This window comes from Nonomuraea glycinis (assembly GCF_014646515.1).
GTDB classification, from domain to species: Bacteria; Actinomycetota; Actinomycetes; order Streptosporangiales; family Streptosporangiaceae; genus Nonomuraea; species Nonomuraea glycinis.
Map to the genome: position 1 here is coordinate 113,975 of NZ_BMNK01000012.1, position 23,244 is coordinate 137,218.

Sequence of the window (23,244 nt, forward strand, 5' to 3'; positions counted from 1 at the left end):
AAGGCCGCCCGTTCCCCTGGAGCTCCGGCAAGTGAAGAGCCCGTCCCAGCCTCGTGATCGAGGCATACCCGAAGCGACGGTCGCACGGCTCCCGTTGTACCTTCGGGCGCTGCACGGGATGGCAGAGCGTGGCACCGCGACCGTCAGCTCCGAGGATCTCGCCGCGGCCGCCGGGGTCAACTCCGCCAAGCTGCGCAAGGATCTGTCACACCTCGGCTCCTACGGCACCCGCGGCGTCGGCTACGAGGTCGAATACCTCGTCTACCAGATCTCCCGCGAGCTCGGCCTGACCCAGGACTGGGCCGTCGCCATCGTCGGAGTCGGTAACCTGGGCCGCGCGCTGGCCAATTACGGCGGCTTCGTCTCCCGGGGATTTCGCATCGCGGCCGTGTTCGACGCGGACCCCGAAGTCGTGGGCGACGACATAGCGGGGTTGAATGTGGAGCACATCGATGAGCTGGAGGCCGTGATCAAGCGGCGTGGGGTCTCGATCGTGGTGCTGGCGACACCGGCGGTCGCGGCGCAGGAAGTGTGCGATCGTGTGGTGAGCGCCGGGGTGACCAGCATCCTCAACTTCGCCCCGGTCGTGCTCACTGTTCCGGACAGCGTCGATGTCCGTAAAGTCGACCTATCCATCGAACTGCAGATCCTTGCGTTCCACGAGCAGCGCAAAGCTGGGGGGCCACTCATGGCAGTGGACAGTCAATGAGTGTTCTGGCGATCGGACTCAGCCACCGGACCGCGCCGGTGGCCCTGCTCGAGCGCGTCTCGGTGAGCGGCGAAGCCCTCGTCAAACTGCTGTACGACGTGCAGCAGGACCCCTGCGTGGCGGAGGCCTTCGTGGTCTCGACCTGCAACCGGGTCGAGGTCTACGTCGCCGTGGACCGCTTCCACGCGGCCGTCACGGCCGTCACCGGCCTGCTCAGCCTCCACTCGGGCGTGCCCGTCGACGAGCTCACCCCGCACCTTTACGTGCACTACGAGGAGCAGGCCGTCGAGCACCTGTTCTCGATGGTGTGCGGCCTGGAGTCCATGGTCGTGGGCGAGGGCCAGATTCTCGGCCAGACCCGCCACGCGCTCAAGCTGGCACAGAAGCACGGCACCGTCGGCGCCACCCTGAACGAGCTGGTCCAGCAGGCGCTGCGGGTCGGCAAGCGGGCGCACACCGAGACCGGCATCGACAAAGCCGGGGCCTCGCTGGTCAGCGCGGGCCTCGCGCTCGCGGGCGAGCCGGCCGGGCGGCGCGCCCTGGTGATCGGCGCGGGCTCGATGAGCTCGCTGGCCGCCGCCACGCTGGCGCGCGCCGGCGTCACGGACATCGTGATCGCCAACCGTACGTACGAGCGCGGCGCGCGGCTGGCCGAGACGGTCGGCGGCAGGGCGGTGGAGTTCTCCGCCGTCGCCCGTGAGCTGGCGACGGCCGACATCGTCATCACCTGCACCGGCGCGGGCCGTCACCTGATCGGCGCCGACATGGTGTCGCCGGGGACGTTCCTGCTGGACCTGGCGCTGCCGCACGACATCGACCCGGCGGTGCGCGCCGTTCCCGGCGTCACCCTGGTGGACCTGGAGACGATCCGGGTGTCCGGAATCGGCTCACGCGAGGGTGACGCGGTAAGGTCCGTGCGCAAGCTCGTCGCGCAGGAGCTCGCCGCCTACCTGGAGTCGGAGCGGGCCGCCAAGGTCACTCCGACCGTGGTGGCGTTGCGCAGCAAGGCGGCGGGCGTGGTCGAGTCCGAGCTGGGCCGCCTGCTGATGCGCGTGCCCGATCTCGACGGCAAGCTCAGGGACGAGGTGACCCTCACCGTGCAGAGAGTCGTCGACAAGCTGCTCCACGAGCCCACTGTGCGTGTCAAGCGGCTCGCCACCTCGCCAGGAGGCGATCATTATGCCGAGGCGCTGCGTGAGCTGTTCGATCTGGATCCGAAGACGCCCGAGGCCGTGAGGGAGGTGGAGTTGTGACTCCACAGATGGAAGGCCCGCTGCGCCTCGGCACGAGGCGCAGCCTGATGGCGACCACGCAGTCGCAGATGGTCGCCGACGCCTACACCGAGCGGACCGGCCGGCCGATCGAGCTGGTCGGCGTGACGACCTTCGGCGACGTGACCAAGGGGAGCCTGGCCCAGCTCGGCGGCACCGGCGTGTTCGTCAGCGCGCTGCGCGACAAGCTGATCGAGGGCGAGATCGACTTCGCCGTGCACTCGCTGAAGGACCTGCCCACCAAGCCCGACCCCCGGATAGCGCTGGCCGCCCTGCCCACCCGGCACGACCACCGCGACGCGCTGGTCGGCGAGGTCAAGTTCGCGGACCTGCCGCCCGGCGCCCGGGTCGGCACCGGCTCGCCGCGCCGGGTCGCCATGCTGCGCGCGCTGCGGCCGGATCTGGACTACGTCCCGATCCGCGGCAACGCCGACACCCGGATCGGCAAGGTCACCTCCGGTGAGCTGCACGCGGTCGTGCTCGCCGCCGCCGGCCTGACCAGGATCGGCAGGACGGCCGAGATCGCCCAGATCTTCGAGGTCGAGGAGCTGCTGCCCGCGCCCGGCCAGGGCGCGCTGGCCGTGGAGTGCCTGTCCGACCGCGCCGACCTCGTCGACTTTCTCGGCGTGCTCGACGACCCGCGGACCCGCTCCGCGGTGGCGGCCGAGCGAGCCGTCCTGGCCGCACTCGAGGCAGGCTGTTCGGCTCCCGTGGGTGCGTTCGCCCTCGATGACGGGCACACTCTGAACCTGACCGCCGCAGTCGTCGCCGTCGACGGCCTGCGCACGGTACGCAAGTCCGCCGCCGGCATTCCTTCGGAGGCTGAAGACCTGGGGCGCCAGCTCGCGACCCAGATGCTTCGCGAAGGGGCCGACAAATTGATGGGGGAGCATTCCCATTGAGCTCCGATAGTCCAACCTCCGCTTTCGTCGCGTTCGTAGGCGCGGGGCCAGGAGATCCGAATCTCCTCACGCTCCGCGGCGCCGAGCTGCTCTCCAAGGCCGACGTGGTCGTGCTGGAGGAAGAGCTACACGGCCCGCTGCTACGGCACTGCCGCGAAGGTGTGCACGTCGTCGCCGACGGCGACTACCTCAAGCACGCCAAAGCCGGTCAGTTCGTCGTGCGCCTGTGCGAGGGCGACCCGATGCTGTTCTCCTCGGTCGCCGAGGAGGTCGCGGCCTGCGCCGCGGCGGAGGTGGACTTCGAGGTCGTGCCCGGCGTCCCGCCCGCGACCGCCGTGCTCACCTACGCGGGCATCCCGCCCGCGACCTCGGTGCCCGAGTTCAGGGTCGTCGACGCCGCACAGGACCAGGACTGGTCCTCGCACGCCGCCTGTCCGGGCACGCTCGTCATCTACAACGGCATCACCGAGGCGGTCGCGATCGGCAAGGCGCTGATCGGCGGTGGCAAGCCCGACAGCACGCCCGTGGCGGTCAGCAGCGGCGGCACCACGACCGAGCAGTACACCGTGGTCTCGACGCTCGGCAGGCTGCAGGCCGACCTCAAGCACGCCGGATTCACCGAGCCCGCGCTGATCGTCGTGGGTGCGGCGGTCGGCCTGCGCGACAAGCTCTCGTGGTTCGAGACCAAGCCGCTGTTCGGCTGGCGGGTGCTGGTGCCGCGCACCAAGGAGCAGTCCAAGAGCCTGTCCGAGCAGCTCATCTCCTACGGCGCGGTGCCCGAGGAGGTGCCGACCATCTCGGTCGAGCCGCCCCGCACTCCGCAGCAGATGGACCGGGCCATCAAGGGCCTGGTCACCGGCCGCTACGAGTGGGTGGCCTTCACCAGCGCCAACGCGGTCAAGGCAGTGCGCGAGAAGTTCGAGGAGTACGGCCTCGACGCGCGCGCCTTCGCCGGGCTCAAGGTGGCCGCCGTGGGCGACGCCACCGCGCGGGCGCTGATCGACTTCGGCGTCAAGCCCGACCTGCTGCCCTCGGGCGAGCAGTCGTCGGAGGGGCTGGCGGCCGAGTGGCCGCCGTACGACTCGATGCTCGACCCGATCAACCGGGTGCTGCTGCCGCGGGCCGACATCTCCACCGACACGCTGGTGGCCGGGCTGACCGAGCTCGGCTGGGAGTGCGACGACGTCACGGCCTACCGGACCGTACGGGCCGCGCCGCCGCCCGCGCCGATCCGTGAGGCGATCAAGGGCGGCGGGTTCGACGCGGTCCTGTTCACCTCGTCCTCGACCGTGCGCAACCTCGTGGGCATCGCGGGCAAGCCGCACAACGTCACCGTGATCGCCGTCATCGGGCCGCAGACGGCCAAGACCGCCGAGGAGTTCGGGCTCCGCGTCGATGTCATGGCCGACAAGGCCTCCGCGTCGGCCCTGGCGACCGCGCTGGCGTCCTACGGCGCCAAACAGCGCGAGGCCGCCGTCATCGCCGGTGACACCCCGCGCAGGCCGTCCCAGAACCGCAGGGGAGCCAGGAGGAGAGCGAAGTGAGTGCCGAGTTCCCCGTCGCCCGTCCGCGCAGGCTGCGCCGTACCTCGGCGTTGCGCAGGATGGTGGCCGGCACCAGGCTGCACGCCGCGGACCTGATCCTGCCGATGTTCGTCAAGGAGGGCATCGGCGAGCCGCACCCCGTCGTCTCCATGCCGGGCGTCGTCCAGCACACCCGCGACTCGCTGCGCAAGGCCGCCCGCGAGGCGGCCGAGGCCGGGGTGGGCGGGGTGATCCTGTTCGGCATCCCGGCGGTGAAGGACGCGCGCGGCTCGGCGGCCGACGACCCCGACGGCATCCTGCAGGTGGCGCTGCGCGACGTGCGCGCCGAGGTCGGCGACGCCGTCGTGGTCATGGCCGACACCTGCCTCGACGAGTTCACCGACCACGGGCACTGCGGCATCCTGACCGAGTCGGGCGACGTCGACAATGACCTCACGCTGGAGCGCTACGCCTCGATCGCGGTCGCGCAGGCCACGGCGGGCTCGCAGATGATCGCGCCCAGCGGGATGATGGACGGCCAGGTGGGCGTGATCCGGGCGGCGCTGGACGCGGCCGGCTTCGCGGACCTGCCGATCCTCGCCTACTCCGCCAAGTACGCCTCCGCCTTCTACGGGCCGTTCCGGGACGCCGCCGAGTGCGCGCCGCAGTTCGGCGACCGCAGCACCCACCAGCAGGATCCGGCGGGCCCGCTGGAGGAGGCGCTGCGCGAGGTGCGCCTGGACCTGGCCGAGGGCGCCGACGCCGTCATGGTCAAGCCCGCGCTGGCCTACCTCGACGTCATCAGGCGCTTCCGCGACGAGGTGGACGTGCCCGTCGCCGCCTACCAGGTGAGCGGCGAGTACGCGATGATCGAGGCCGCCGCGGCCAACGGCTGGGTCGACCGCGACCGGATGATCATGGAGTCGCTGGTGTCGATCAAGCGCGCGGGCGCCGACCTGATCCTCACCTACTGGGCCACCGAGGTGGCGCGCCGCCTCTAACCCATGGGTTTGCCGTTAAGTGCTGAGGCCTGTGCGTTAGAGTGGGGCAAGAAGTGCTGGTGTGTCCCGCGTGTGCGTACGGCCCGGAGCCGGGACCGCTTCAGGCACAGACTTGACGGGAGACACCTTATGGTGGGGGTACCTCTAGCTCGGCGTACCAAAAAACGGTCGCGAGCGACGCGCATCGACACTGTGCTGGGTTATGCCGCCCTCGGGTGGCCGTGCGTGCCCGGCGCCTCCCCGCTGCGACGTGGCTCCCGTGCCTGCTCCTGTGACCGCGTCGGCTGTCCCGACCCGGGCGCGCATCCGGTCTCGCCCGCCTGGCACATCCAGGCGACGACGGACCCCACCCAGCTCACCCGCTGGTGGCAGCGCGACCCCGAGGCCAACGTCATCTTGCCCACCGGACGCGTGTTCGACGTCTTCGATGTACCCCTGCCCACCGGCCTGTCCGCCCTCACGCGGATCGACAACGCCGGAGCCGACTCGGGCCCGGTCGCCGCCAACGGTGACCGGGTCCTTTTCTATGTGGCCACCCGGGGCAACCCCGAGGACGAGGACGAGTGGTGGTCCTGTCAGCTGGACTGCGACCCGGCCACCATCGAGGACACCCCGGGCCTGCGCTGGCACTGCCGCGACAGCTACGTCCTCGCGCCGCCGTCCACGCTCCCCACCGGCCAGCCGGTCTCCTGGCTGCGCCCCCCGGACGGCCGCCCGCTCCCGGACCCGCTACGCGTCCTGGAGTGGCTCGCCGACTAGCTGCCCGCCGCTGGGGGCGTGGGTGGGGGGACCTAATCTGGTCGGGTGAGCCGTACACAGAACTCCGAGGACCTGTTCGCCCGCGCCTGCGCCGTCGTGCCGGGGGGTGTCAACTCGCCGGTTCGCGCGTTCGGCGCCGTCGGGGGGACGCCGCGCTTCATGGTCTCCGGCCAGGGGCCGTACATCACCGACGCCGACGGCAATGAGTACGTCGACCTGGTCTGCTCCTGGGGGCCGATGATCCTGGGGCACCGGCATCCCGCGGTGGTCGAGGCCGTGTCGAAGGCGGTGGCGCACGGGTTCTCCTACGGCACCGCGACGCCGGGCGAGGTGGCGCTGGCCGAGGCGATGGTGGCCCGGGTCGCGCCGGTGGAGAAGATCCGGCTGGTCAGCTCGGGCACCGAGGCGACGATGAGCGCCGTGCGGCTGGCCCGGGGGTTCACCGGGCGCTCCAAGGTGGTCAAGTTCGCGGGCTGCTACCACGGGCACGTGGACGCGCTGCTCGCCGCCGCCGGGTCGGGGGTGGCGACGTTCGGGCTGCCGGACACGCCCGGGGTGACCGGGGCGTCGGCCGCCGACACGATCGTGCTGCCGTACAACTCGATCGAGGCCGTCGAGGAGGCGTTCGCGACCGCCGAGATCGCCTGCGTGATCACCGAGGCCTGCCCGGCCAACATGGGGATCGTGCCGCCGCTCGACGGGTTCAACGCCCGCCTGCGGGAGCTGTGCACCGCCAACGGCGCGCTGCTGATCGTCGACGAGGTCCTCACCGGCTTCCGCGTCTCACCCTCCGGCTGGTACGGCCTGGACCCGGTGGATGCGGACCTGATGACGTTCGGCAAGGTCATGGGAGGGGGGCTGCCCGCCGCGGCGTTCGGCGGCCGGGCGGACGTGATGGCCCACCTCGCGCCGGAGGGGCCGGTCTACCAGGCGGGCACCCTGTCGGGTAACCCGCTGGCCTGCGCGGCGGGCCTGGCCACGCTGCACGCGCTGGACGCGGAGGCGTACACGAAGATCAACGCGGCGGCGGCGACGGTGGCGACGGCGGCGGCGCACGCGCTGACGGCGGCGGGGGTGCCGCACCGGCTGCAGACGGCGGGCAGCTTGTTCTCCGTCTTCTTCACCGACCGTCCGGTGACGAACTTCGACGAGGCCCGGACGCAGAGCACGGCGGCGTACACGGCGTTCTTCCACTCGATGCTGGACCAGGGCGTCTATCTGCCGCCGTCGGCGTACGAGGCGTGGTTCCTGTCGGCCGCCCACGACGACGAGGCCCTCAGCCGCGTCGCCGACGCGCTGCCGGCGGCGGCCAAGGCCGCGGCGGCAGTCCGCTAACCAGCGCCACCGGGCAGCCGCGGCCGGAGCACACCGGGCTCGGCGTGGTCCCACAGAGCGGACAGCGGTGTGAAGAAGATGCGATCACCTGAGGGCAGGTTCGTGTCGCCGAGGTGCAGCACATAGCCGGCACGGAACCTGTCACCGAGGGTGTCCCTCAGCCAGCGGAGGTGTCGTGCGTCCTCGGGTTTGGGCGTCGAGGAGGCCTTCACTTCTATACCGATGATGCTCCCGTCCCGGCGTTCGAGGATGAAATCCACCTCCCGCCTGTCTCTGTCGCGGTAGTGCCGCACCGCGACGTGCCGGCGGGCGAAGGTGGACAGTTTGAGCAGTTCCGCGAAGACGAACGTTTCAAGCAGCCCGCCAAGTGCGGGATGTCCTGGCGTCAGCAGAGACTCGGCGTCCACGTCGAGCAGGTGCGCGGCCAGGCCGCTGTCGGTCACGTAGGTTTTGGGCGCATGCGTGACCCGCGCGGAGAAGTTGTTGGACCACGCCGGTGCGGAGGCGACCAGGAAGACCGTTTCCAGATGGGCCAGATAGGAGCGGACGGTCGTCGCATCCAGCCCCAGGCTGTTGGAGAGGTGCGAGAGGACCAATTGGCCGCCCGCGCGAGCGGCCACGAGGGCGATGAGGTCGGGTATCGCCCGCACCTTGTTGACGTGGGCGAATTCCTGGATATCGCGGAAGATCACCGTGTCCAGATAGCCACGGAACCATCCTCGGATGGCGACGGGAGAGGTCAGGCGGAGCACTTCTGGGTAGCTGCCGTGGCTGATGAGCCTGATGTAGTCATCCCTCGTCCAGACCGATGTCCGCTGGGTCACCGAGCCCGGATCCGCGAAAACCTGATCGCAGAAGCCCCCCGTGCCCCCGGTGCGTTCTGTGACCGCGAACGGCCACAGATCCACGAAGGCCACGCGCCCGGCGAGGGACTCCGACAGGGTCGGCACGCTGAGAAACCGGGTGGAGCCCGACAGGACGAACTGCCCGGGGCTCCAGTCCTCGTCCACCACCTGTTTGATCGCCAGGATCAGCGGATCACCGGCACGCTGGATCTCATCGATGATCACCGGCTGCGGTCGGCGACGAGCGAAGGTGCGCGGGTCATCCAGGGCGAAGGCCAGATGTGAGGGGTCGTCGAGTGTGACGAAGGTGGCATCCCCGAACTTCTTGCAAGCCTGGAGCAGCGTGGTCTTGCCACACTGCCGTGGTCCGTTGACGACAACGATCCGCAGCTCGGCGAGCAGATCTTTGAGCCCCTCAGCGGCAAGTCTGGGGAGTAGCTCCATCGTGCTCCTCACCTGGGAAGTAAGTGCGTCTTACCGCCATCTTCCCAGATCCGCGAGCGGAGTTTCCCGGATCTGCGAGCGGAGTTTTCCCGATTCTGCGAGCGAAGTTTTCCGGTTTTCGCGAGCGGGGTTCTCCTGGGTGCGCCGAAGGCTCAGTGGGTGAGGGCGGGTCTCGGGGCGCGGGGGCGGGTGCCCGCGTACAGGACGCCGGCCACGATGAGGGCGGCGGCGAGGACCTGGAGCCAGGAGATGGCCTCGCCGGTGAGCAGGGCGGCCGAGGACATGCCGAAGACGGGGACCAGCAGCGTGTAGGGCGCCACGGTCGAGGCGTCGTAGTGACGCAGCAGGTAGCCCCAGACGCCGAAGCCGCCGAGTGTGGAGATGAAGGCGACGTACGCCAGCGAGAGCCAGCCCTCGACGGGGGCGGCCAGGTCGGGGGCGCCCTCCACCAGGAGGGAGAGCAGCAGGAGCGGGGGCGCGGACAGGGCGCTGACCCAGACCATGAAGCGCAGCGCGTCCGGCGGGGCGGCCTTGCGCTGGGCCACGTTGCCGAGGCCCCAGGCGGCCGCCGCGGCCACGCAGAGGGCGAAGGCGCCCACCGGGCCTGACAGGCCGAAGTCGAAGGCGACCAGGGCCAGGCCGCCGAAGGCGACGGCCAGGCCGGCGACGCGTCGGGCGGTGAGCCGCTCGCCGAGGAGCGTCACCGCGAACAGGATGGTGAACAGGACCTGCATCTGCAGGACCAGGGAGGTCAGCCCGGCCGGCATCCCGGCGCGCATGCCGACGAGCAGCAGGCCGAACTGGCCCGCTCCGAGGGTGGCCGCCACCGCGACGACCCATCGCCAGGGCACTTCCGGCCGCCCGACCAGCAACAGGGCGGGGAAGGCCGCGAGTGTGAACCGCAACGACGCGTACAGCAGGGGCGGGAAGTGCTCCAGTCCCACCTGCATGACGACGAAGTTGACGCCCCAGACCGCGGCCAGGCCGATGGCGAGGGCCAGGTGGCCTGGCCTCACGCGGTGGCGGACTTGCGGTTGCGCTGGTTACGGGCCTGCTCCGCGAGGCTCCGGAGGTAGGAGATGGACTCGGTACGGTTCTGCTTCGCCTTAATGATTCTCATGCATATATTTTCCATCGCTACAGAGTTCAGCACAAGCGAGACTTTCTACGCTTAACCCTTTAGGCTGGCTTACATGTTGGACTTGAACCGCCTCAAGGCTCTACACGCGGTGCACGTGTACGGGTCGGTCGGCGCCGCGGCGGAGGCGCTCATGGTCACCCCGTCGGCCGTGTCGCAGCAGATCGCCAAGCTGGAGCGGGAGACCGGCGCCCGGCTCATCGAGCGCAACGGGCGCGGCGTGCGGCTGACGGACGCGGCCGGGCTCCTCGCCGAGCACGCCGAGCGGATCCTGGCGCTGGTGGAGACCGCCGAAGCGGACTTCGAGGCGCTGCGCGGCGAGGTCGTCGGCCGGCTCAACGTGGCCGCGTTCCCCACGGCGGCCCGCGGCCTGATGCCCCCCGCGCTGGCCGAGCTCCGGGAGCGCCACCCCGACCTGTGGATGCAGCTCTACGAGCGCGAGCCGGAGCGGATGCTGCGCGAGGTCGCCAGGGGCGAGCTCGACCTGGTGGTGGTGCAGGACTGGCTCAACAGGCCGATGGCCATCCCCGAAGGGCTGTCCAGGAAGACGCTGATCGACGACATCGCCGACGTGGCCGTGCCCCTGGACCATCCCCTGGCCGGCAACAAGGAGATCCAGCTGTCCGCGCTGCGCGACGAGCGGTGGATCGCCTCCTCGCCCGGCACCATCTGCCACGACTGGCTGGTCTTCACGCTGCGCAGCGCGGAGATCGAGCCCGAGATCGCCTACATGGCCGATGAGTACCCCACCCACCTGGCCCTGGTGGCGGCCGGGCTCGGCTGCTCCATCGTGCCCCGGCTCGGCCGCGACCCGGTGCCGGACAACGTCCGGCTCATCCCGCTGCGGCCCAGGCAGACCCGCCGCATCTACGCCCTGTGGCGCACCGACGCGGCCCGGCGGCCCGCCATCAGGGCCACCGTAGAGGCGCTGGGACGGGCCAGCGCGCTGCAGGAGAACGCGTGGGCGAGCGAGCCGGAGCTGCAGGTCAGCTGAGCACTGAAGGTCGGCTGAACGCTGAAGGTCAGTTGAGCACTGAAGGTCGGCTGAGCGCTGAAGGTCAGTTGAGCACTGCAGATCAGCTGAGCGCTGCAGGTCAGCTGAGCGCGATCGCGACGATGCCGCCGAGGATCACGCCGGCGGCCAGCAGCCGGTGCCGCAGCCCGCTCTCGGCGAGCAGGCTGCCGCCCAGCACGACGGCGATCAGCACGCTGATCTCGCGGGCCGGCGCCACCACGCTGACCGGCGCCATGGTGAACGCGATCAGCACCAGCAGATAGGACACGAAGGTCAGCACCGCGGCGCCCAGCACCCCGGCGCGGTGCTCACGCCAGACCGGCAGGATCAGCGCTCTGCGGCGCGCGGTGAGCACCGCCGGGGTGAGCGCCAGCGCCCGCCCCACCTCGTCCAGATAGTTGAGCATGATCGGCGCCACCGCGAACACGCCCACCACCCGCGAGTCCCACACCGTGTAGCCCGCGATGAACAGCCCGGTCGCCAGCCCGAACGCCAGCCCCTTCAGATCGCCCCGGCCGCTGCCGCCGCTCATCAGGAACACGCCCACGCCCACCAGGACGATCCCCGCGACGCCCACGGCGGTCGGACGCTCACCCAGGAACAGCACGGCGACCAGGCTCGCCAGCATCGGGCCGGTGCCCCGCGCGACGGGGTAGACGATGGACAGATCGCCGTTGCCGTAGCCCCGTTGCAGCAGCACGAAGTAGCCCAGGTGCAGCGCCGTGCTGCCGCCGATCACCGCCAGGTCGCCCCAGGACAGCGTGGGCCCGGCGACGAGCAGGAATCCGGCGAACAGCGGGCTCCAGATCACCGCCGCCGTGGCGGCCACGAGCCAGAGGAAGACGAGGCTGTCGGCCTGGGCGGCCTTCTTGCTCAGCAGGTTCCAGGAGGCGTGCGCGACGGCGGCGACGAGGACGAGGAGCAGGGCCCTGGGGTCCAACGGGACGGCTCCTTCCGATCGCCCCGACTCTACTCTCGGGTGATCGGCCCTGGCGGGAAGGGGGACGGGACCGGCTAAGCTGAGCCCCACCATGGCTGAAACCACCGTCGTTCACCTTTTGCGCCACGGTGAGGTGCACAATCCCAGTGGCATCCTCTACGGTCGGCTGCCCGGCTACAACCTGTCCGAGACCGGGCAGTTGATGGCCAAGACCGTCGCCAAGGCGGTCGCCGGACGCGACATCAAGGCCGTCTACAGCTCGCCGTTGGAGCGTGCCCAGCAGACCGCGACCCCGGTCGCGGCCACTCTCGGTCTCGACATCATCACCGACGAGCGGCTGGTCGAGGCGGGCAACCTGCTGGAGGGCCGGATGGTCGGGACCGGCCTGCGGATCCTGCGCAGCCCGCGCAACTACCGCTACTTCTGGAATCCGATGCGCCCGTCCTGGGGTGAGCCCTACCCCGTGATCATCGCGCGGATGCGCTCGATGGTCGACGACGCGCGGGAGGCGGTGCGCGGCCACGAGGCGGTGCTCGTCAGCCACCAGCTGCCGATCTGGGCGATCAGGATGGCGGCGGAGGGGCGGCGCAGGCTCTGGCACGACCCGCGGCGCAGGCAGTGCGCGCTGGCCAGCCTCACCACGTTCACCTTCGACGGGGACCGCCTCGTCAGCGTCGGCTACAGCGAGCCGGCCGGATCACTGCAGAGGGGCCCCAGCGTTCCGGGCGCCTGACCCCGCCGGTAGAGTTGCAAGCTCTACCGGCTGTAGTACAAGGAGATCTTCCTCCGTGCGCGCGAAGTCCATCTCCGTGTCTGGCTCCGTCGCCCTGCTGGCTCTGCTGGCCGCCGGATGCGCGGGCAGCCAGGGCGGCCAGCCGCAGGCCGGCGACACCCGATTCGTCGCGGGCGACGGGAAGATGCAGGTGTTCGCGGCGGCCGACCGCCAGGCCGCGCCCGCGATCGAAGGGCCCACCCTCGACGGCGGCACCGCCTCACTGGCCGCGCACCAGGGCAAGGTCGTCGTGATCAACTTCTGGGCGTCCTGGTGCGGGCCCTGCCGGGCCGAAGCGCCGGTGCTCAAGGAGGTCGCGGCCAAGACCAAGAGCTCCGGGGTCGAGTTCATCGGCATCGACTTCAAGGACCGCAAGGCCGACGCGCTGGCCTTCGAGCGCACCGAGCAGAGCGGCTACCCGAGCATCTTCGACCAGCCGGGCAAGGTCGCGCTGGCCTTCCAGGGCACGGTGCCGCCCGCCGCCATCCCGTCCACGCTGATCATCGACGAGCGGGGCAGGATCGCCGCCAGGGCGCTCGGCGCGGTCACGTACACCGACCTGATGAACACGGTGAGCAAGGTGCGCGATGAATGACATCGTCGCCTCCGGCTCGCTGCTGCTGGCCGTGCCGATCGCGGTGCTCGCCGGGCTCGTGTCGTTCCTGTCCCCGTGCGTGCTGCCACTGGTGCCGGGCTATCTGTCGTACGTGACCGGGATGAGCGCCGACCCCAAGCGGGGGCGGCTGGTGCTCGGCACGTCGCTGTTCGTGGCCGGGTTCGGCGCGGTGTTCGTGGCCACCGGCGCGCTGTTCGGCGGGCTCGGCAGGCTCCTGCTGGTCAACGCCGACCTCATCACGCGGATCATCGGCGTGCTCACGATCCTGCTCGGGCTGGCCTTCCTCGGCGTGATCCCCGGGCTGATGCGTGATGTGCGCATCCACCGGATGCCCGCCGCGGGGCTGGCCGGCGCGCCGCTGCTCGGCGTGGTGTTCGGGCTGGGCTGGACGCCGTGCATCGGCCCCACCTTGGCGGTGGTGCTCGGGCTCGGGCTGAACGAGGGCAGCGCCTCGCGGGGCGCGCTGCTCGCCGTCGCCTACGCGCTCGGGCTCGGGCTGCCGTTCGTGGCCGCCGCCTTCGCCTACAGCAAGGCGCTGCGCACCTTCGGCGCCATCCGCAAGCACTCACGGCTGATCACCAGGGTCGGCGGCGCCATGCTGGTGGCCGTCGGGCTGGCGCTGGTGACCGGCCTGTGGACAGAGCTGATCGCGACCATGCAGGGCCTGATCGGCTCCTTCCGGCCGGTGATCTGATGAGCGTCGACGAGCTGGAGAAGGAGCGGGCGCCCAGGCCGGCGGGCATCGGCCTCGTCGGCTGGCTGCGCTGGGGCTGGCGCACGCTCACCTCGATGAAGACGGCGCTGATCCTGCTGTTCCTGTTCGCTCTGGCGAGCGTGCCAGGCTCCCTGCTGCCGCAGCGCGGCGTCGAGCCGGGCAAGGTGGCGACCCTCTACCAGGAGAGCCCTGCGCTGGCCGAGTGGTACGACCGCTTCCAGCTCTTCGACGTCTTCACCTCCGTCTGGTTCGCGGCGATCTACCTGCTGCTGTTCACCTCGCTGATCGGCTGCGTCCTGCCGCGCACCGCCACGTACGTGCGCGAGCTGCGCCGCAAGCCGCCCGCCGCGCCGCGCAACCTCGCGCGGCTGCCGCAGTCCGCCTCCTTCCCGGGCGAGCTGACCGTCGATCAGGCCGCCCGGCGGCTGCGCAAGCTGCGCTTCCGGGTGGAGACGGGCGACGGCTGGGTGTCCGCCGAGAAGGGCTATCTCCGCGAGACCGGCAACCTGCTCTTCCACATCTCCCTGCTCGGCCTGCTGATCGCCGTCGGTTTCGGCTCCTTGTACGGCTACCGCGGCAACGTCCTGGTCTCCGAGGGCGACGGCTTCGCCAACACCGTGGCCGCCTACGACCGCTTCATCCCGGGTCAGCAGGTGTCGGCCGAGTCGCTGGAGCCGTTCAGCTTCGAGCTGACCGACTTCATGGCCACCTACCAGGTCGAGGGCGACAAGAGGGGGCAGGAGGTCGACTACTCCGCCTTCCTGAAGGTCAACGACTCGCCGACGGCGCCCGTCCGCGACTACGAGCTCAAGGTCAACGAGCCGCTGGAGGTCAACGGCACGCAGACCTACCTCCTCGGCCACGGCTACGCCCCCGTTTTCAAGGTCACCGACGGCAAGGGGCAGGTCGCCTTCGAGGGGCCGGTGCCGTGCCTGATCGAGGACAAGCCCTCGCTCACCTCGGGCTGTGTCGTCAAGGTCCCCGACGCGCGACCGTCGCAGCTCGGGTTCCTGCTCAGGTTCCTGCCCACCAGCGCGCGGGCGAGCGACGGCAGTGGCTTCGGCTCGGCGTTCCCCGGCGCCCTCCAGCCTGAGGTGCAGGTCCTGGGGGCGTTCTCCGGCGACTTCGGGGTGCGCTCCGGGAAGCCGCAGTCGGTCTACGAGCTCGCCCCGCCCGAGGTGATGAAGAAGCTCACGCCGCTGGTCATGGGCACCGCGGTGCCCGAGCCGCTCGCGGTGGGGGAGTCGCTCGACCTGCCCGGCGACGCGGGCAAGCTGGAGTTCGTCGCGGTCAAGGAGTGGATGACGCTCCAGGTCGCCTACGATCCCGGCCGGGTCCCCGCCCTCGTGGCGGCCGCGCTGGCCACCGTGTCCATCGCGCTGTCGCTGATGATCCGCCGCCGCCGGGTATGGGTGCGGGTCAAGGACGGCACGGTCGAGGTGGGCGGGCTGACCCGCACCGAAGGCTCGGCGGCGGGCTTCGCCGAGGAGTTCGAGGACATCGTGAAGGCTCTACAAGCAGCAGGAGACAAGGATGAACGCTGAAGGACTGGCCGAGCTGAGCGACCTGTTCGTGGTCGCGGCAGTTCTGCTCTACCTGTTCTCCATGGTCGGTTTCGCGATGGAGCTCGCCTTCGGCCGGACCCGGCTCGACCAGGAGTCCGCGGCCGCCAAGGTTCCCGTGGCCGTGGGGGCCGCTACGGTGGTCGACGCCCCGGTGGACGAGGCCGCCGAGACCCCTGCGGCCGGCGGGCCGGTCTGGTCGGTCAGGGCCGGGATGGTGGGCCTGGGGCTCGCCTGGCTCGGCTGGGCGGCCAACCTCGGCGCCATCGTCACCCGAGGCGTGGCCGTGGAGCGCTGGCCGTGGGGCAACATGTACGAGTTCGTGGTGGGCATCTGCTTCGCCGCGGTGACCGCCTTCCTGGTCACCCAGTTCCGGCGGAACGTGCGCTTCCTCGGCGCCTTCGTCATGGTCACCGCGGCCCTGGGCCTCGGGCTGGCGGTCAAGACGCTCTACACCTCGGCGGGGCCGGTCGTGCCCGCGCTGGACTCCTACTGGATCGCCATCCACGTCACCGCCGCGATCCTGGCCAGCGGCATGTTCATCCTGGCCGGGGTGGCGGGCATCCTCAACCTCATCCGCAAGGAGGGCCCGTCCCGGCTGCCGTCCAAGGCGGAGCTGGAGAAGGTGGCCAACCGCGCCATCGTCCTGGCCTTCCCGCTGTGGACGTTCGCCGTCATCGCGGGCGCGCTCTGGGCCGACCGGGCCTGGGGCCGCTACTGGGGCTGGGACCCTAAGGAGGTCTGGTCCTTCATCACCTGGGTGGGCTACGCGGCCTACCTGCACGCCAACGTCACGGCCGGCTGGCGTGGCCGGCGCGCCACGATCGTGCAGCTGGTGGCCTTCGCGTGCCTGCTGTTCAACCTGTTCGGCGTGAACATCTTCATCTCGGGCCTGCACAGCTACTCAGGCCTGTGATCGCCGGCGTTTACTAGCACGGAGCGGCCCGCCGGTGAAATCGGCGGGTCCCGTACGTGCGGGCCGGTAGGTGGCGTGACAAGGGGACCCGGTAGTGGCGTGACAAGGGGACCCGGTAGTGGCGTGCCAAGGGGACCCGGTAGTGGCGTGCCAAGGGGACGGGGCGTCGCCTGGGGGGTGAAGGCGGCGCTCGGTGTTGCTTACTTCTCTTCGCCACCGCGCATGCGGCGCTCGAGCTCGCGAAGGAAATCGGGATCGTCGTCCGGGCCCTTGGGGGCGGGCTCGCCTTCGGCCCGCGGGGCGACGGACCAGGTCTCGCGCGCGACTCTGGGACGGCCGCGCATCATCCAGAACAGGCCGCCGATCAAGGGGAGCGCGACGACAATGATCAACCAAACGGCTTTTGGTGAGTGCCTGACCTCTTCCTCGGGGGTGGTAGCGACGTCGAACAGTGAAAACAGCCAGAAGGCCAGCAGAGCCAGGCCGACAAGGACACCTGCCATGCCCGAACTGTAAGCCATCCTCAGCGTGATCGTGCCACCTTGATGTCCCATTCCGGGTGACTAGGGAAGATCGGCGTCGTACGGTGGAACACGATTCGGCGCAGTCTGCCCCGGCTGGGCCGCGCGTCAAGCGGCCTCGGTATCCGGTGTGGTGAGCGTCATGGGGTGGTGAGAGGTGCGATGGCTTTCTCCAACGACAAAGGACGTCATCGGCGGGGACGCTGGTGGCGGCGCGGCTCGTACCTCTTCTCGCGTCGCACCGAGGCGCCCGACACGGACCGGTCGATCTGGACGAACGACGGCGGGCGGGCGCGTGAGCGCGGTCGTCGTCTGTCCGGCCGGAGAGGGGCCGGTGTGCGAGACCTGGGCCCGGCCGGTGGAGAGGAGCAGATGGACCGCGATCGCCGCCTGAGCGGGCGTGAGGACCCCGGTGGCAGAGAACGCCGCAACCTGATGGGCGGGTACGGCTTCCGCGACCGGCCGCGTGAGGAGCCCGAGCAGGCGTGGCCGCCCGGCGGTCAAGGGCCGCCCGGCGGTCAGGGGCGGCAGCGGTGGGAGGGCGGCGAGCGCCGCTGGGACCAGGGCGAGCGGTTGCCCGCGGCCGTGGTGGAGCGCCCCCGCTACACCTGGCAGGACTTCGAGCTCGACGACGCGTTACCCAGGGCGCAGCCGAACCGTCCCGACGCGCCTCTTCAGGGCGACGGGCTGCGCCACTGCGGGAAACTGGAGGCGATCCTGCACCGGCAGTGGGACGCCAGGAGAAGCCGGCCGTCGATCGACGTGGTGCGGGCGGTGGAGAGCCTGGCCAGGCTGCCTGACCGGATCAAGGAAAAGCTCGTCCAGGGGCTCGAGGGCATCTACGTGGGGCCGGGCGGAGTGCCGGACCTGGACGACATGGGCTATCTACGGGGCGCGCCGCTGCCGTCGGGCCGGGCGACGTGGGACATCTGCGCGGGAGCCTACGGGGATCGCAAGATCGTCGTGGGGGACCGGCCCTCGCCGACACCGGACGTGATGATGCACGAGGTGGGGCACGCCATCGACGACATCGACGCGGCGCTGGGCGTCTGGGTGTCGGACACGCCGGAGTTCGTGGCGCTCTTCGAGGAGCTCACGCCGCTCCTGGCCTCGTCCTTCCACCGGCAGGGGGGCGGGCTGGGACGCAAGGAGTTCTTCGCCGACGCCTTCGCCGCCATCGCCTCACGCCAGCGGCCGGCCCTGGTCGACATGCTCGGCGGCAACACGCGGATGGCGCTCGACGTGATGCTGTTCTTCAACCGGCGCTACGGAATCTAGGTGATCGGCAATGTACGTCATCCGCCTCGCTGACGGGACCCTGCGCGTGCCGCAGAGCCTGACCAGCGAAGACGGGCGCCTGATCGGGAACGCGTACGTCGAGGTCGAGCCGGGCGATCCCGAGTACGATCGGTGGGTGCAGGAGTCGCTGACCGAGGAGGAGGCGGCCGAGCGCCGTCGCCGTTGGGCGGAGGAGAACGACGAGCTGGAGCGGGAGTTCCTGGCGTTCAAGGCCGACCAGGAGGGGGCGTGAGAGGAATCGGCCAGGCGCCAGCCACGATCGGTGGTTGACGCCTTTCCCGTGCTAGCCGTACGGATGGTGCCGGTTAACACACGGATAGAGGTCCCGTCTCGGTGACCCTGCGTACAGGATCACCGACTTGGACGGTACGTCAAACGCGCGGGGACTCGCCTGTTGGCCTGTCGGCCGTAAGAACATCCTCACCACGGAGGAGGGCGTGCACTTCCGATTCACGGAAGCGCCGGTGCCCTCCGGGGGTGCGGATACTGCTGATGCGGCCTGCCGCGGCCCAGCGCGTAACCGTTTTTGGGTCTACCCGGAAGAGGGCGGCAACCTCTCCAGGGGTCAGCAGACGCTCGCTGCTACTCTCCACCAATCTCTCCCCCTCGCATCCCGCTTCCTGCCAGCGGGCGGACAGGTAACTAGTGTGTCGAGCGAAGCCTGATTTATCCGTGGTTTTCTACAAAGATCACGGGTTGTTATCAGCTGACTGCCCGATTGTTATATCATAGAGCCTCTTTGGGGCTCTCGTGGGTGTTTCTTTACGAAACATCCTTACTGGGAACAGTAGCAGCGCTCGCGCCCGATGCGAAGAGCGACCGGATGCCCTGGGCGAGTAATCTCGACCTGTGCGTCCTGTTCTCGTTTACACCATGTCGCGGATCGGTCTGTTTCTTGTAACCCTGGGGGTGCTGTGGCTGCTCGGGCTTGCTAACCCTCTGTTGCTGATCATTCTTTCTTTCGTGATCAGCGGAGTCGCGAGCTACGTCCTGCTGTCGAAACAGCGCGATGCCATGAGCGCGCGCATCAGCGACAAGATCGACCACCCGAAGCCGCAGGGCGACTAGGGCAGAGGGAACATGCCAATCCGGGCATGGTACTCCCGTCCGAGTCGGGTCGTGTCGCTACCGACAAGTAGTCCGCCGCTGTGGGCCAGAAAGGCCTTCACGCCGATCCCGCGCTCCCGGCCGGGATTCCAACTCAGCGCCTTTCCCGTGCGCGGATGAATGGCGCCGATGCCCTCGCGCGGCACCGCACCAGGACCGGCCGAGTCGCGGCCCAGCGGGTTGTTCAGCCAGCGCTGGTGACCGCCTACGTAGACCGCGCTGCCCGTCACCGACACCGCGTACAGCGAGTCGCCGCCCGTCCTGTTGACCCAGGTCGGTTTGATGCCCTGGCCACTCGCGTAGGTCTCGAACCTGGCCGCGCTGTCGCACATGCCACTGCGCGGCCCGCCGGTGGTGACGACCACGAAATAACGGCCGTCGGGTGAGAAGTCCAGGCCGCGCACGTAGTAGGGAAAGGTGTCCTTGCACTTTTTCGCGTAGGCGTCGCTGTGCCAGTTCGCGAGCTTGGCCGTACGGCCGGCGATGTCGATCAGCCCGAGTTGCGGCCTGGAGCGCCCGGCGAGGGTGGTGAAACTGCCGTCGACCAGGAGCCGGTTCGCCGTGGCGGCGAGGGCGTGCACCCGCACCTGCCTGGTCAGCGACCCGCCCGGCGTGATCGTGAAGCCGGGGTCCGGGGCGCCTGTCGTGGCGTTCAGGCCGGCCAGCGCGACGCGCGGCTCGGTGAAGTCGCCGCCGACGTAGAGGTCGGCGCCGCGCCGGGCCAGTGCGGTGACCGCGCCACCCGCGATCCGCGGCGCGAACGAGGCCACCGGCTGTCCGGTGGACACGCTGAGGCGCGCCAGTGCGGCACTCCGGTGGCGGTCGATGGAGTAGAAGTCGCCGCCGACATAGACGGTGCCGGCCTCGCCCGCGGCCAGGCTGTGCACCGGGCCGCGCACGCTGGGGGCGAAGCCGGGCAGCACGCGCCCGGTGGCCAGGTCGTAGGCGAACAGGTTCTCGCGCGCGTAGGTGGTGGTCCTGGTCGAGTCGGCGACGGCGGTGAACGAGCCACCGACCACGACGGTGCCACCGACCAGGGCGATGGCGTTCACGATGCCGTCGAGCACGTGAGGGGTGTTGTCGACGGGGTCGGCCGAGACCACGCGGGTGTGCGCGGTGGGGGCCGCAGCGATGATCGCCGCAAGGGCGGCTCGGGCAAGCATTCGCCAATTTCTAGCAGACGGAAAGTAGCCGTGCTGCTACTTTCCGTTGATTGTCGGGATAGCCATACTCTTGAGGGATGACGCGCGCTCAGTTGGACAAGCAGCCGGACGAGGTCGCCGCGATGTTCGATCGCACGGCCCGGCGTTACGATTTGGTCAATGATGTGATCTCCCTCGGGCAGGTCCGGCTGTGGCGCAAGGCCGTGGCCGCGGCCGTCGACGCGGGGCCCGGCGAGATCGTGCTCGACCTCGGTGCGGGCACCGGCACCTCCACCGACTCCTTCACCGCCTTGGGCGCCCGGGCGATCGCCTCCGACTTCTCGCTCGGCATGCTGCGCACGGGCGTGCGGCGGCACGGCGGCAACGCGCTGACGGGCGCGGGCGTGCCGTTCATCGCGGGTGACGCGCTGCGGCTGCCGTTCGCCGACGAGGTCTTCGACGCGGTGACCATCTCGGTGGCGCTGCGCAACGTGCACGACACCGCGCAGGCGCTGCGCGAGATGCTCAGGGTGACCAGGCCCGGCGGGCGGCTGGTGATCCTGGAGTTCTCGCACGTGACCGTCGACGCCTTCGACCTGGTCTACCGCGAATATCTGATGAAGATGCTGCCGAAGGTGGCCGGGATGTTCGGCTCCAACGACGACTCCTATGAATATCTCGCCGAGTCGATCAGGGACTGGCCGGACCAGGCGACGCTGGCCGGCGTCATCCAGCGGGCCGGCTGGGAGCGGGTCGCCTGGCGCAACCTGACCATGGGGATCGTGGCGATGCACCGGGGGTTCAAGCCGCGGCCCTCGAAAGGGTGAGGGCCGGCGTGATCTACTAGCGCGTGACGGCCCCCCGGCTGCCACTTTGTGCACGAAAAGGGTTAGACTTCGGCCCGAACAGTTTGTGAAGGGGTTCACAAAGGAACGAAGGCGAACCCACCCCGTGCCTTCGAGTGTGTAGGGACAGGACAGTCCAGTGACCGTGCCAGCAGCCATTCAGGCTGACGCCGACGTCATCGTCGTCGGCGCCGGTCCCGCAGGTTCCGCCACGGCTTTCCACCTCGCTCGGTCCGGGCTCGACGTGCTGCTTCTGGAGAAGACCCGCTTCCCCAGGGAAAAGGTGTGCGGCGACGGCCTGACCCCGCGCGCGGTCAAGCAACTGATGAACATGGGCGTCGACATCGACGCGCCCGGCTGGGTCCGCAACAAGGGCCTGCGGGTCGTCGGCGGCGGCCTCCGCTTCGAGCTCGACTGGCCCCAGCTGGAGCGCTTCCCCGACTTCGGGCTCGTACGCACCCGCAAGGACTTCGACGAGATCGTCGCCGCGACGGCGGTGCGGGCCGGGGCGCGCCTCATGGAGGGCGTCACCGTCACCGGCCCGATCCTCGACGACCGCAGCGGCCACATCGTGGGCGTGACCACCAAGGACGGCGCCTCCTACCGTGCCCGCCTGGTGGTGGCCGCCGACGGCAACAGCACCCGGCTGGCCCTCGGCATGGGCCTGCACAAGCGCGAGGACCGCCCGATGGGCGTGGCGGTGCGCACCTACTTCGAGAGCCCGCGGCACGACGACGACTACCTCGAGACCTGGCTGGAGCTGTGGGACGAGGAGACGTTGCTGCCCGGCTACGGGTGGGTGTTCGGGGTCGGCGACGGCACCGCCAACGTCGGGCTCGGCCTGCTCAACACCAGCTCTTACTTCAAGAACATCGACTACCGCGACCTGCTGATGCGCTGGTGCCGGTCGATGCCCGCCGAGTGGGGTTTCACCGAGGAGAACATGACGGCGCCCATCCGCGGCGCCGCGCTCCCGATGGCCTTCAACCGGCAGCCGCACTACACCCGCGGCCTTCTGCTCGCCGGCGACTCCGGTGGATCGATCAACCCCTTCAACGGCGAAGGCATCGCCTACGCTCTGGAGACCGGAGAGATCGCCGCCGAGGTCGTCGCCAAGGCCCTCAAGGGCACCACCCCCGCGCAGCGGGAGCGGATCCTGCGGACCTACCCGCAGACCCTGAAGGACGCCTACGGCGGCTATTTCACCCTGGGCAGATTGTTCGTGGAGGCAATCGGGAAGCCGGGTGTGATGAGCTTCGGCACCAGGCATGGATTGCCCCATCCGAGGCTGATGCGCTTTGCGCTCAAACTCCTTGGTAATCTCACCGACCGGCGAGGCGATGCGTCGGACAAGATCATCAACGCACTCTCGAAGGTCGCGCCACGAGCATGAATCCCACACTCACCCGGCAAACACATAGATCAGGCTGCGCGCCCGCGCGCGTGGCGACTCCAGAGGAGGTGTAGCGATGGACCTTTACGTGCCCATCCTGGTGCTCGCCGTTCTCGCGGGGGGCTTCGCGATCTTCTCGGTCGCCATCGCTCCCTTCACCGGTCCCAAGCGCTGGAACCGCGCCAAGCTCGACGCCTACGAATGCGGCATCGAGCCGACGCCCCAGCCTGTCGGTGGCGGACGGTTCCCGCTCAAATACATGATCACCGCGATGCTCTTCATCGTGTTCGACATCGAGATCATCTTCCTTTACCCGTGGGCGGTCTCCTTCGCCCCGCTCACCAACGACGCGGGCAGCGTGATCTCCTCGGGCCTCGGGGTGTTCGCGCTCGTCGAGATGCTGCTGTTCATCGCCACCGTGCTCGCCGCCTACGCCTACGTGTGGCGCCGCAAGGGTCTGGACTGGGACTGAAA

25 protein-coding genes are annotated in these 23,244 nt (G+C 69.8%); 19 read left to right on the forward strand and 6 right to left on the reverse strand.

Going from position 1 to position 23,244, the window contains the following annotated elements; translation table 11 throughout:
* Window positions 1-31 precede the first annotated feature (31 nt).
* The 7 genes from IEY87_RS29730 to hemL all read left to right on the forward strand — a co-directional run bounded on the left by IEY87_RS29730 (window position 32) and on the right by hemL (window position 7,500).
* Window positions 32-709 carry a redox-sensing transcriptional repressor Rex gene (locus IEY87_RS29730; protein ID WP_189142125.1) on the forward strand — a complete coding sequence of 226 codons (678 nt, stop codon included), beginning with the start codon at window positions 32-34 and terminating at the stop codon, window positions 707-709.
* A complete protein-coding gene (locus IEY87_RS29735; RefSeq protein WP_189142126.1) occupies window positions 706-1,962 on the forward strand; it encodes a glutamyl-tRNA reductase in 1,257 nt (418 codons plus the stop codon). Before IEY87_RS29730 ends, IEY87_RS29735 begins: the two co-directional genes overlap by 4 nt.
* An 8-nt stretch (window positions 1,963-1,970) precedes the next feature.
* Complete coding sequence (hemC, locus tag IEY87_RS29740; protein ID WP_189142271.1) at window positions 1,971-2,882, forward strand: hydroxymethylbilane synthase; 912 nt, start codon at window positions 1,971-1,973, stop codon at window positions 2,880-2,882.
* Complete coding sequence (locus IEY87_RS29745; RefSeq protein ID WP_189142127.1) at window positions 2,879-4,426, forward strand: bifunctional uroporphyrinogen-III C-methyltransferase/uroporphyrinogen-III synthase; 1,548 nt, start codon at window positions 2,879-2,881, stop codon at window positions 4,424-4,426. The genes hemC and IEY87_RS29745 overlap by 4 nt, the downstream gene beginning before the upstream one ends.
* A complete protein-coding gene (gene hemB, locus IEY87_RS29750) occupies window positions 4,423-5,406 on the forward strand; it encodes a porphobilinogen synthase (protein WP_189142128.1) in 984 nt (327 codons plus the stop codon). The genes IEY87_RS29745 and hemB overlap by 4 nt, the downstream gene beginning before the upstream one ends.
* 129 nt (window positions 5,407-5,535) lie before the next feature.
* A complete protein-coding gene (locus IEY87_RS29755; RefSeq protein WP_189142129.1) occupies window positions 5,536-6,165 on the forward strand; it encodes a bifunctional DNA primase/polymerase in 630 nt (209 codons plus the stop codon).
* 45 nt (window positions 6,166-6,210) lie between these two features.
* Window positions 6,211-7,500, forward strand: a complete 1,290-nt coding sequence (gene hemL, locus IEY87_RS29760) for a glutamate-1-semialdehyde 2,1-aminomutase (protein ID WP_189142130.1) — start codon at window positions 6,211-6,213, stop codon at window positions 7,498-7,500.
* Here the strand turns inward: hemL and IEY87_RS29765 are convergent.
* Window positions 7,497-8,789 (reverse strand): ATP-binding protein, encoded by a 1,293-nt coding sequence (locus tag IEY87_RS29765; RefSeq protein ID WP_189142131.1) that lies wholly within the window; start codon window positions 8,787-8,789, stop codon window positions 7,497-7,499. The two genes, hemL and IEY87_RS29765, sit on opposite strands and share 4 nt — an antisense overlap.
* A gap of 152 nt (window positions 8,790-8,941) precedes the next feature.
* Window positions 8,942-9,805, reverse strand: coding sequence for an EamA family transporter (locus IEY87_RS29770; protein WP_189142132.1), 864 nt, complete (start codon window positions 9,803-9,805; stop codon window positions 8,942-8,944).
* Between the two features lie 177 nt (window positions 9,806-9,982).
* Between IEY87_RS29770 and IEY87_RS29775 the strand changes: the two genes are divergently transcribed.
* The gene (locus tag IEY87_RS29775; RefSeq protein ID WP_189142133.1) at window positions 9,983-10,921 is read left to right on the forward strand and encodes a LysR family transcriptional regulator; all 939 of its coding nucleotides are present in this window, start codon (window positions 9,983-9,985) and stop codon (window positions 10,919-10,921) included.
* 100 nt (window positions 10,922-11,021) lie between these two features.
* On the opposite strand, the gene IEY87_RS29780 is transcribed toward IEY87_RS29775, so the two are convergent.
* The gene (locus IEY87_RS29780; RefSeq protein ID WP_189142134.1) at window positions 11,022-11,882 is read right to left on the reverse strand and encodes an EamA family transporter; all 861 of its coding nucleotides are present in this window, start codon (window positions 11,880-11,882) and stop codon (window positions 11,022-11,024) included.
* A 91-nt stretch (window positions 11,883-11,973) separates the two neighbouring features.
* On the opposite strand from IEY87_RS29780, the gene IEY87_RS29785 reads away from it, so the two are divergent.
* The 5 genes from IEY87_RS29785 to ccsA are packed head-to-tail and all read left to right on the forward strand — an operon-like array spanning window position 11,974 to window position 16,463.
* Window positions 11,974-12,615 (forward strand): histidine phosphatase family protein, encoded by a 642-nt coding sequence (locus IEY87_RS29785; protein ID WP_189142135.1) that lies wholly within the window; start codon window positions 11,974-11,976, stop codon window positions 12,613-12,615.
* 55 nt (window positions 12,616-12,670) lie between these two features.
* Window positions 12,671-13,249: a TlpA family protein disulfide reductase gene (locus IEY87_RS29790; RefSeq protein WP_225277390.1), complete on the forward strand. Its 579-nt coding sequence runs from the start codon at window positions 12,671-12,673 to the stop codon at window positions 13,247-13,249.
* Window positions 13,242-13,964 carry a cytochrome c biogenesis CcdA family protein gene (locus IEY87_RS29795; RefSeq protein WP_189142136.1) on the forward strand — a complete coding sequence of 241 codons (723 nt, stop codon included), beginning with the start codon at window positions 13,242-13,244 and terminating at the stop codon, window positions 13,962-13,964. The genes IEY87_RS29790 and IEY87_RS29795 overlap by 8 nt, the downstream gene beginning before the upstream one ends.
* Complete coding sequence (resB, locus tag IEY87_RS29800; protein ID WP_189142137.1) at window positions 13,964-15,529, forward strand: cytochrome c biogenesis protein ResB; 1,566 nt, start codon at window positions 13,964-13,966, stop codon at window positions 15,527-15,529. Before IEY87_RS29795 ends, resB begins: the two co-directional genes overlap by 1 nt.
* Entirely contained in the window at window positions 15,519-16,463 is a 945-nt protein-coding gene (gene ccsA / locus IEY87_RS29805; RefSeq protein ID WP_189142138.1) for a cytochrome c biogenesis protein CcsA, read from the forward strand. Before resB ends, ccsA begins: the two co-directional genes overlap by 11 nt.
* 200 nt (window positions 16,464-16,663) lie before the next feature.
* Here the strand turns inward: ccsA and IEY87_RS29810 are convergent, their stop codons facing one another.
* A complete protein-coding gene (locus IEY87_RS29810) occupies window positions 16,664-16,966 on the reverse strand; it encodes a PLD nuclease N-terminal domain-containing protein (RefSeq protein WP_189142139.1) in 303 nt (100 codons plus the stop codon).
* 180 nt (window positions 16,967-17,146) lie between these two features.
* Here IEY87_RS29810 and IEY87_RS29815 point away from each other — a divergent pair, with 180 nt between their 5' ends.
* Together IEY87_RS29815 and IEY87_RS29820 are read left to right on the forward strand one after the other, a co-directional pair.
* Window positions 17,147-18,262, forward strand: coding sequence for a hypothetical protein (locus IEY87_RS29815; RefSeq protein WP_189142140.1), 1,116 nt, complete (start codon window positions 17,147-17,149; stop codon window positions 18,260-18,262).
* A 10-nt stretch (window positions 18,263-18,272) separates the two neighbouring features.
* The gene (locus IEY87_RS29820) at window positions 18,273-18,515 is read left to right on the forward strand and encodes a hypothetical protein (RefSeq protein ID WP_189142141.1); all 243 of its coding nucleotides are present in this window, start codon (window positions 18,273-18,275) and stop codon (window positions 18,513-18,515) included.
* Between the two features lie 139 nt (window positions 18,516-18,654).
* On the opposite strand, the gene IEY87_RS29825 is transcribed toward IEY87_RS29820, so the two are convergent.
* A complete protein-coding gene (locus IEY87_RS29825; protein ID WP_181616591.1) occupies window positions 18,655-18,876 on the reverse strand; it encodes a BldC family transcriptional regulator in 222 nt (73 codons plus the stop codon).
* A 256-nt stretch (window positions 18,877-19,132) separates the two neighbouring features.
* Between IEY87_RS29825 and IEY87_RS29830 the strand changes: the two genes are divergently transcribed.
* Window positions 19,133-19,351 (forward strand): DUF4229 domain-containing protein, encoded by a 219-nt coding sequence (locus IEY87_RS29830; RefSeq protein ID WP_189142142.1) that lies wholly within the window; start codon window positions 19,133-19,135, stop codon window positions 19,349-19,351.
* Here the strand turns inward: IEY87_RS29830 and IEY87_RS29835 are convergent.
* On the reverse strand, window positions 19,348-20,553 hold the full coding sequence (locus IEY87_RS29835) for a hypothetical protein (protein WP_189142143.1): 1,206 nt from the start codon (window positions 20,551-20,553) through the stop codon (window positions 19,348-19,350). The two genes, IEY87_RS29830 and IEY87_RS29835, sit on opposite strands and share 4 nt — an antisense overlap.
* A gap of 77 nt (window positions 20,554-20,630) precedes the next feature.
* On the opposite strand from IEY87_RS29835, the gene IEY87_RS29840 reads away from it, so the two are divergent.
* From IEY87_RS29840 to IEY87_RS29850, 3 genes are all read left to right on the forward strand, one after another.
* Window positions 20,631-21,359: a demethylmenaquinone methyltransferase gene (locus tag IEY87_RS29840; protein WP_189142144.1), complete on the forward strand. Its 729-nt coding sequence runs from the start codon at window positions 20,631-20,633 to the stop codon at window positions 21,357-21,359.
* 157 nt (window positions 21,360-21,516) lie between these two features.
* Window positions 21,517-22,770 (forward strand): geranylgeranyl reductase family protein, encoded by a 1,254-nt coding sequence (locus IEY87_RS29845; protein ID WP_189142145.1) that lies wholly within the window; start codon window positions 21,517-21,519, stop codon window positions 22,768-22,770.
* 76 nt (window positions 22,771-22,846) lie between these two features.
* Window positions 22,847-23,242: an NADH-quinone oxidoreductase subunit A gene (locus IEY87_RS29850; protein ID WP_189142146.1), complete on the forward strand. Its 396-nt coding sequence runs from the start codon at window positions 22,847-22,849 to the stop codon at window positions 23,240-23,242.
* The last annotated feature ends 2 nt before the right edge of the window (window positions 23,243-23,244 follow it).

What these genes read in the sequence shown, in the direction of transcription:
- IEY87_RS29735 (WP_189142126.1), top strand. Translation starts at nt 706, where the DNA reads ATGAGTGTTCTGGCGATCGGACTCAGCCACCGGACCGCGCCGGTGGCC.
- hemC (WP_189142271.1), top strand. Translation starts at nt 1,971, where the DNA reads ATGGAAGGCCCGCTGCGCCTCGGCACGAGGCGCAGCCTGATGGCGACC.
- IEY87_RS29755 (WP_189142129.1), top strand. Translation starts at nt 5,536, where the DNA reads ATGGTGGGGGTACCTCTAGCTCGGCGTACCAAAAAACGGTCGCGAGCG.
- IEY87_RS29765 (WP_189142131.1), bottom strand. Translation starts at nt 8,789, where the DNA reads ATGGAGCTACTCCCCAGACTTGCCGCTGAGGGGCTCAAAGATCTGCTC.
- IEY87_RS29775 (WP_189142133.1), top strand. Translation starts at nt 9,983, where the DNA reads ATGTTGGACTTGAACCGCCTCAAGGCTCTACACGCGGTGCACGTGTAC.
- IEY87_RS29785 (WP_189142135.1), top strand. Translation starts at nt 11,974, where the DNA reads ATGGCTGAAACCACCGTCGTTCACCTTTTGCGCCACGGTGAGGTGCAC.
- IEY87_RS29795 (WP_189142136.1), top strand. Translation starts at nt 13,242, where the DNA reads ATGAATGACATCGTCGCCTCCGGCTCGCTGCTGCTGGCCGTGCCGATC.
- resB (WP_189142137.1), top strand. Translation starts at nt 13,964, where the DNA reads ATGAGCGTCGACGAGCTGGAGAAGGAGCGGGCGCCCAGGCCGGCGGGC.
- ccsA (WP_189142138.1), top strand. Translation starts at nt 15,519, where the DNA reads ATGAACGCTGAAGGACTGGCCGAGCTGAGCGACCTGTTCGTGGTCGCG.
- IEY87_RS29810 (WP_189142139.1), bottom strand. Translation starts at nt 16,966, where the DNA reads ATGGCAGGTGTCCTTGTCGGCCTGGCTCTGCTGGCCTTCTGGCTGTTT.
- IEY87_RS29815 (WP_189142140.1), top strand. Translation starts at nt 17,147, where the DNA reads ATGGCTTTCTCCAACGACAAAGGACGTCATCGGCGGGGACGCTGGTGG.
- IEY87_RS29820 (WP_189142141.1), top strand. Translation starts at nt 18,273, where the DNA reads ATGTACGTCATCCGCCTCGCTGACGGGACCCTGCGCGTGCCGCAGAGC.
- IEY87_RS29835 (WP_189142143.1), bottom strand. Translation starts at nt 20,553, where the DNA reads ATGCTTGCCCGAGCCGCCCTTGCGGCGATCATCGCTGCGGCCCCCACC.
- IEY87_RS29840 (WP_189142144.1), top strand. Translation starts at nt 20,631, where the DNA reads ATGACGCGCGCTCAGTTGGACAAGCAGCCGGACGAGGTCGCCGCGATG.
- IEY87_RS29850 (WP_189142146.1), top strand. Translation starts at nt 22,847, where the DNA reads ATGGACCTTTACGTGCCCATCCTGGTGCTCGCCGTTCTCGCGGGGGGC.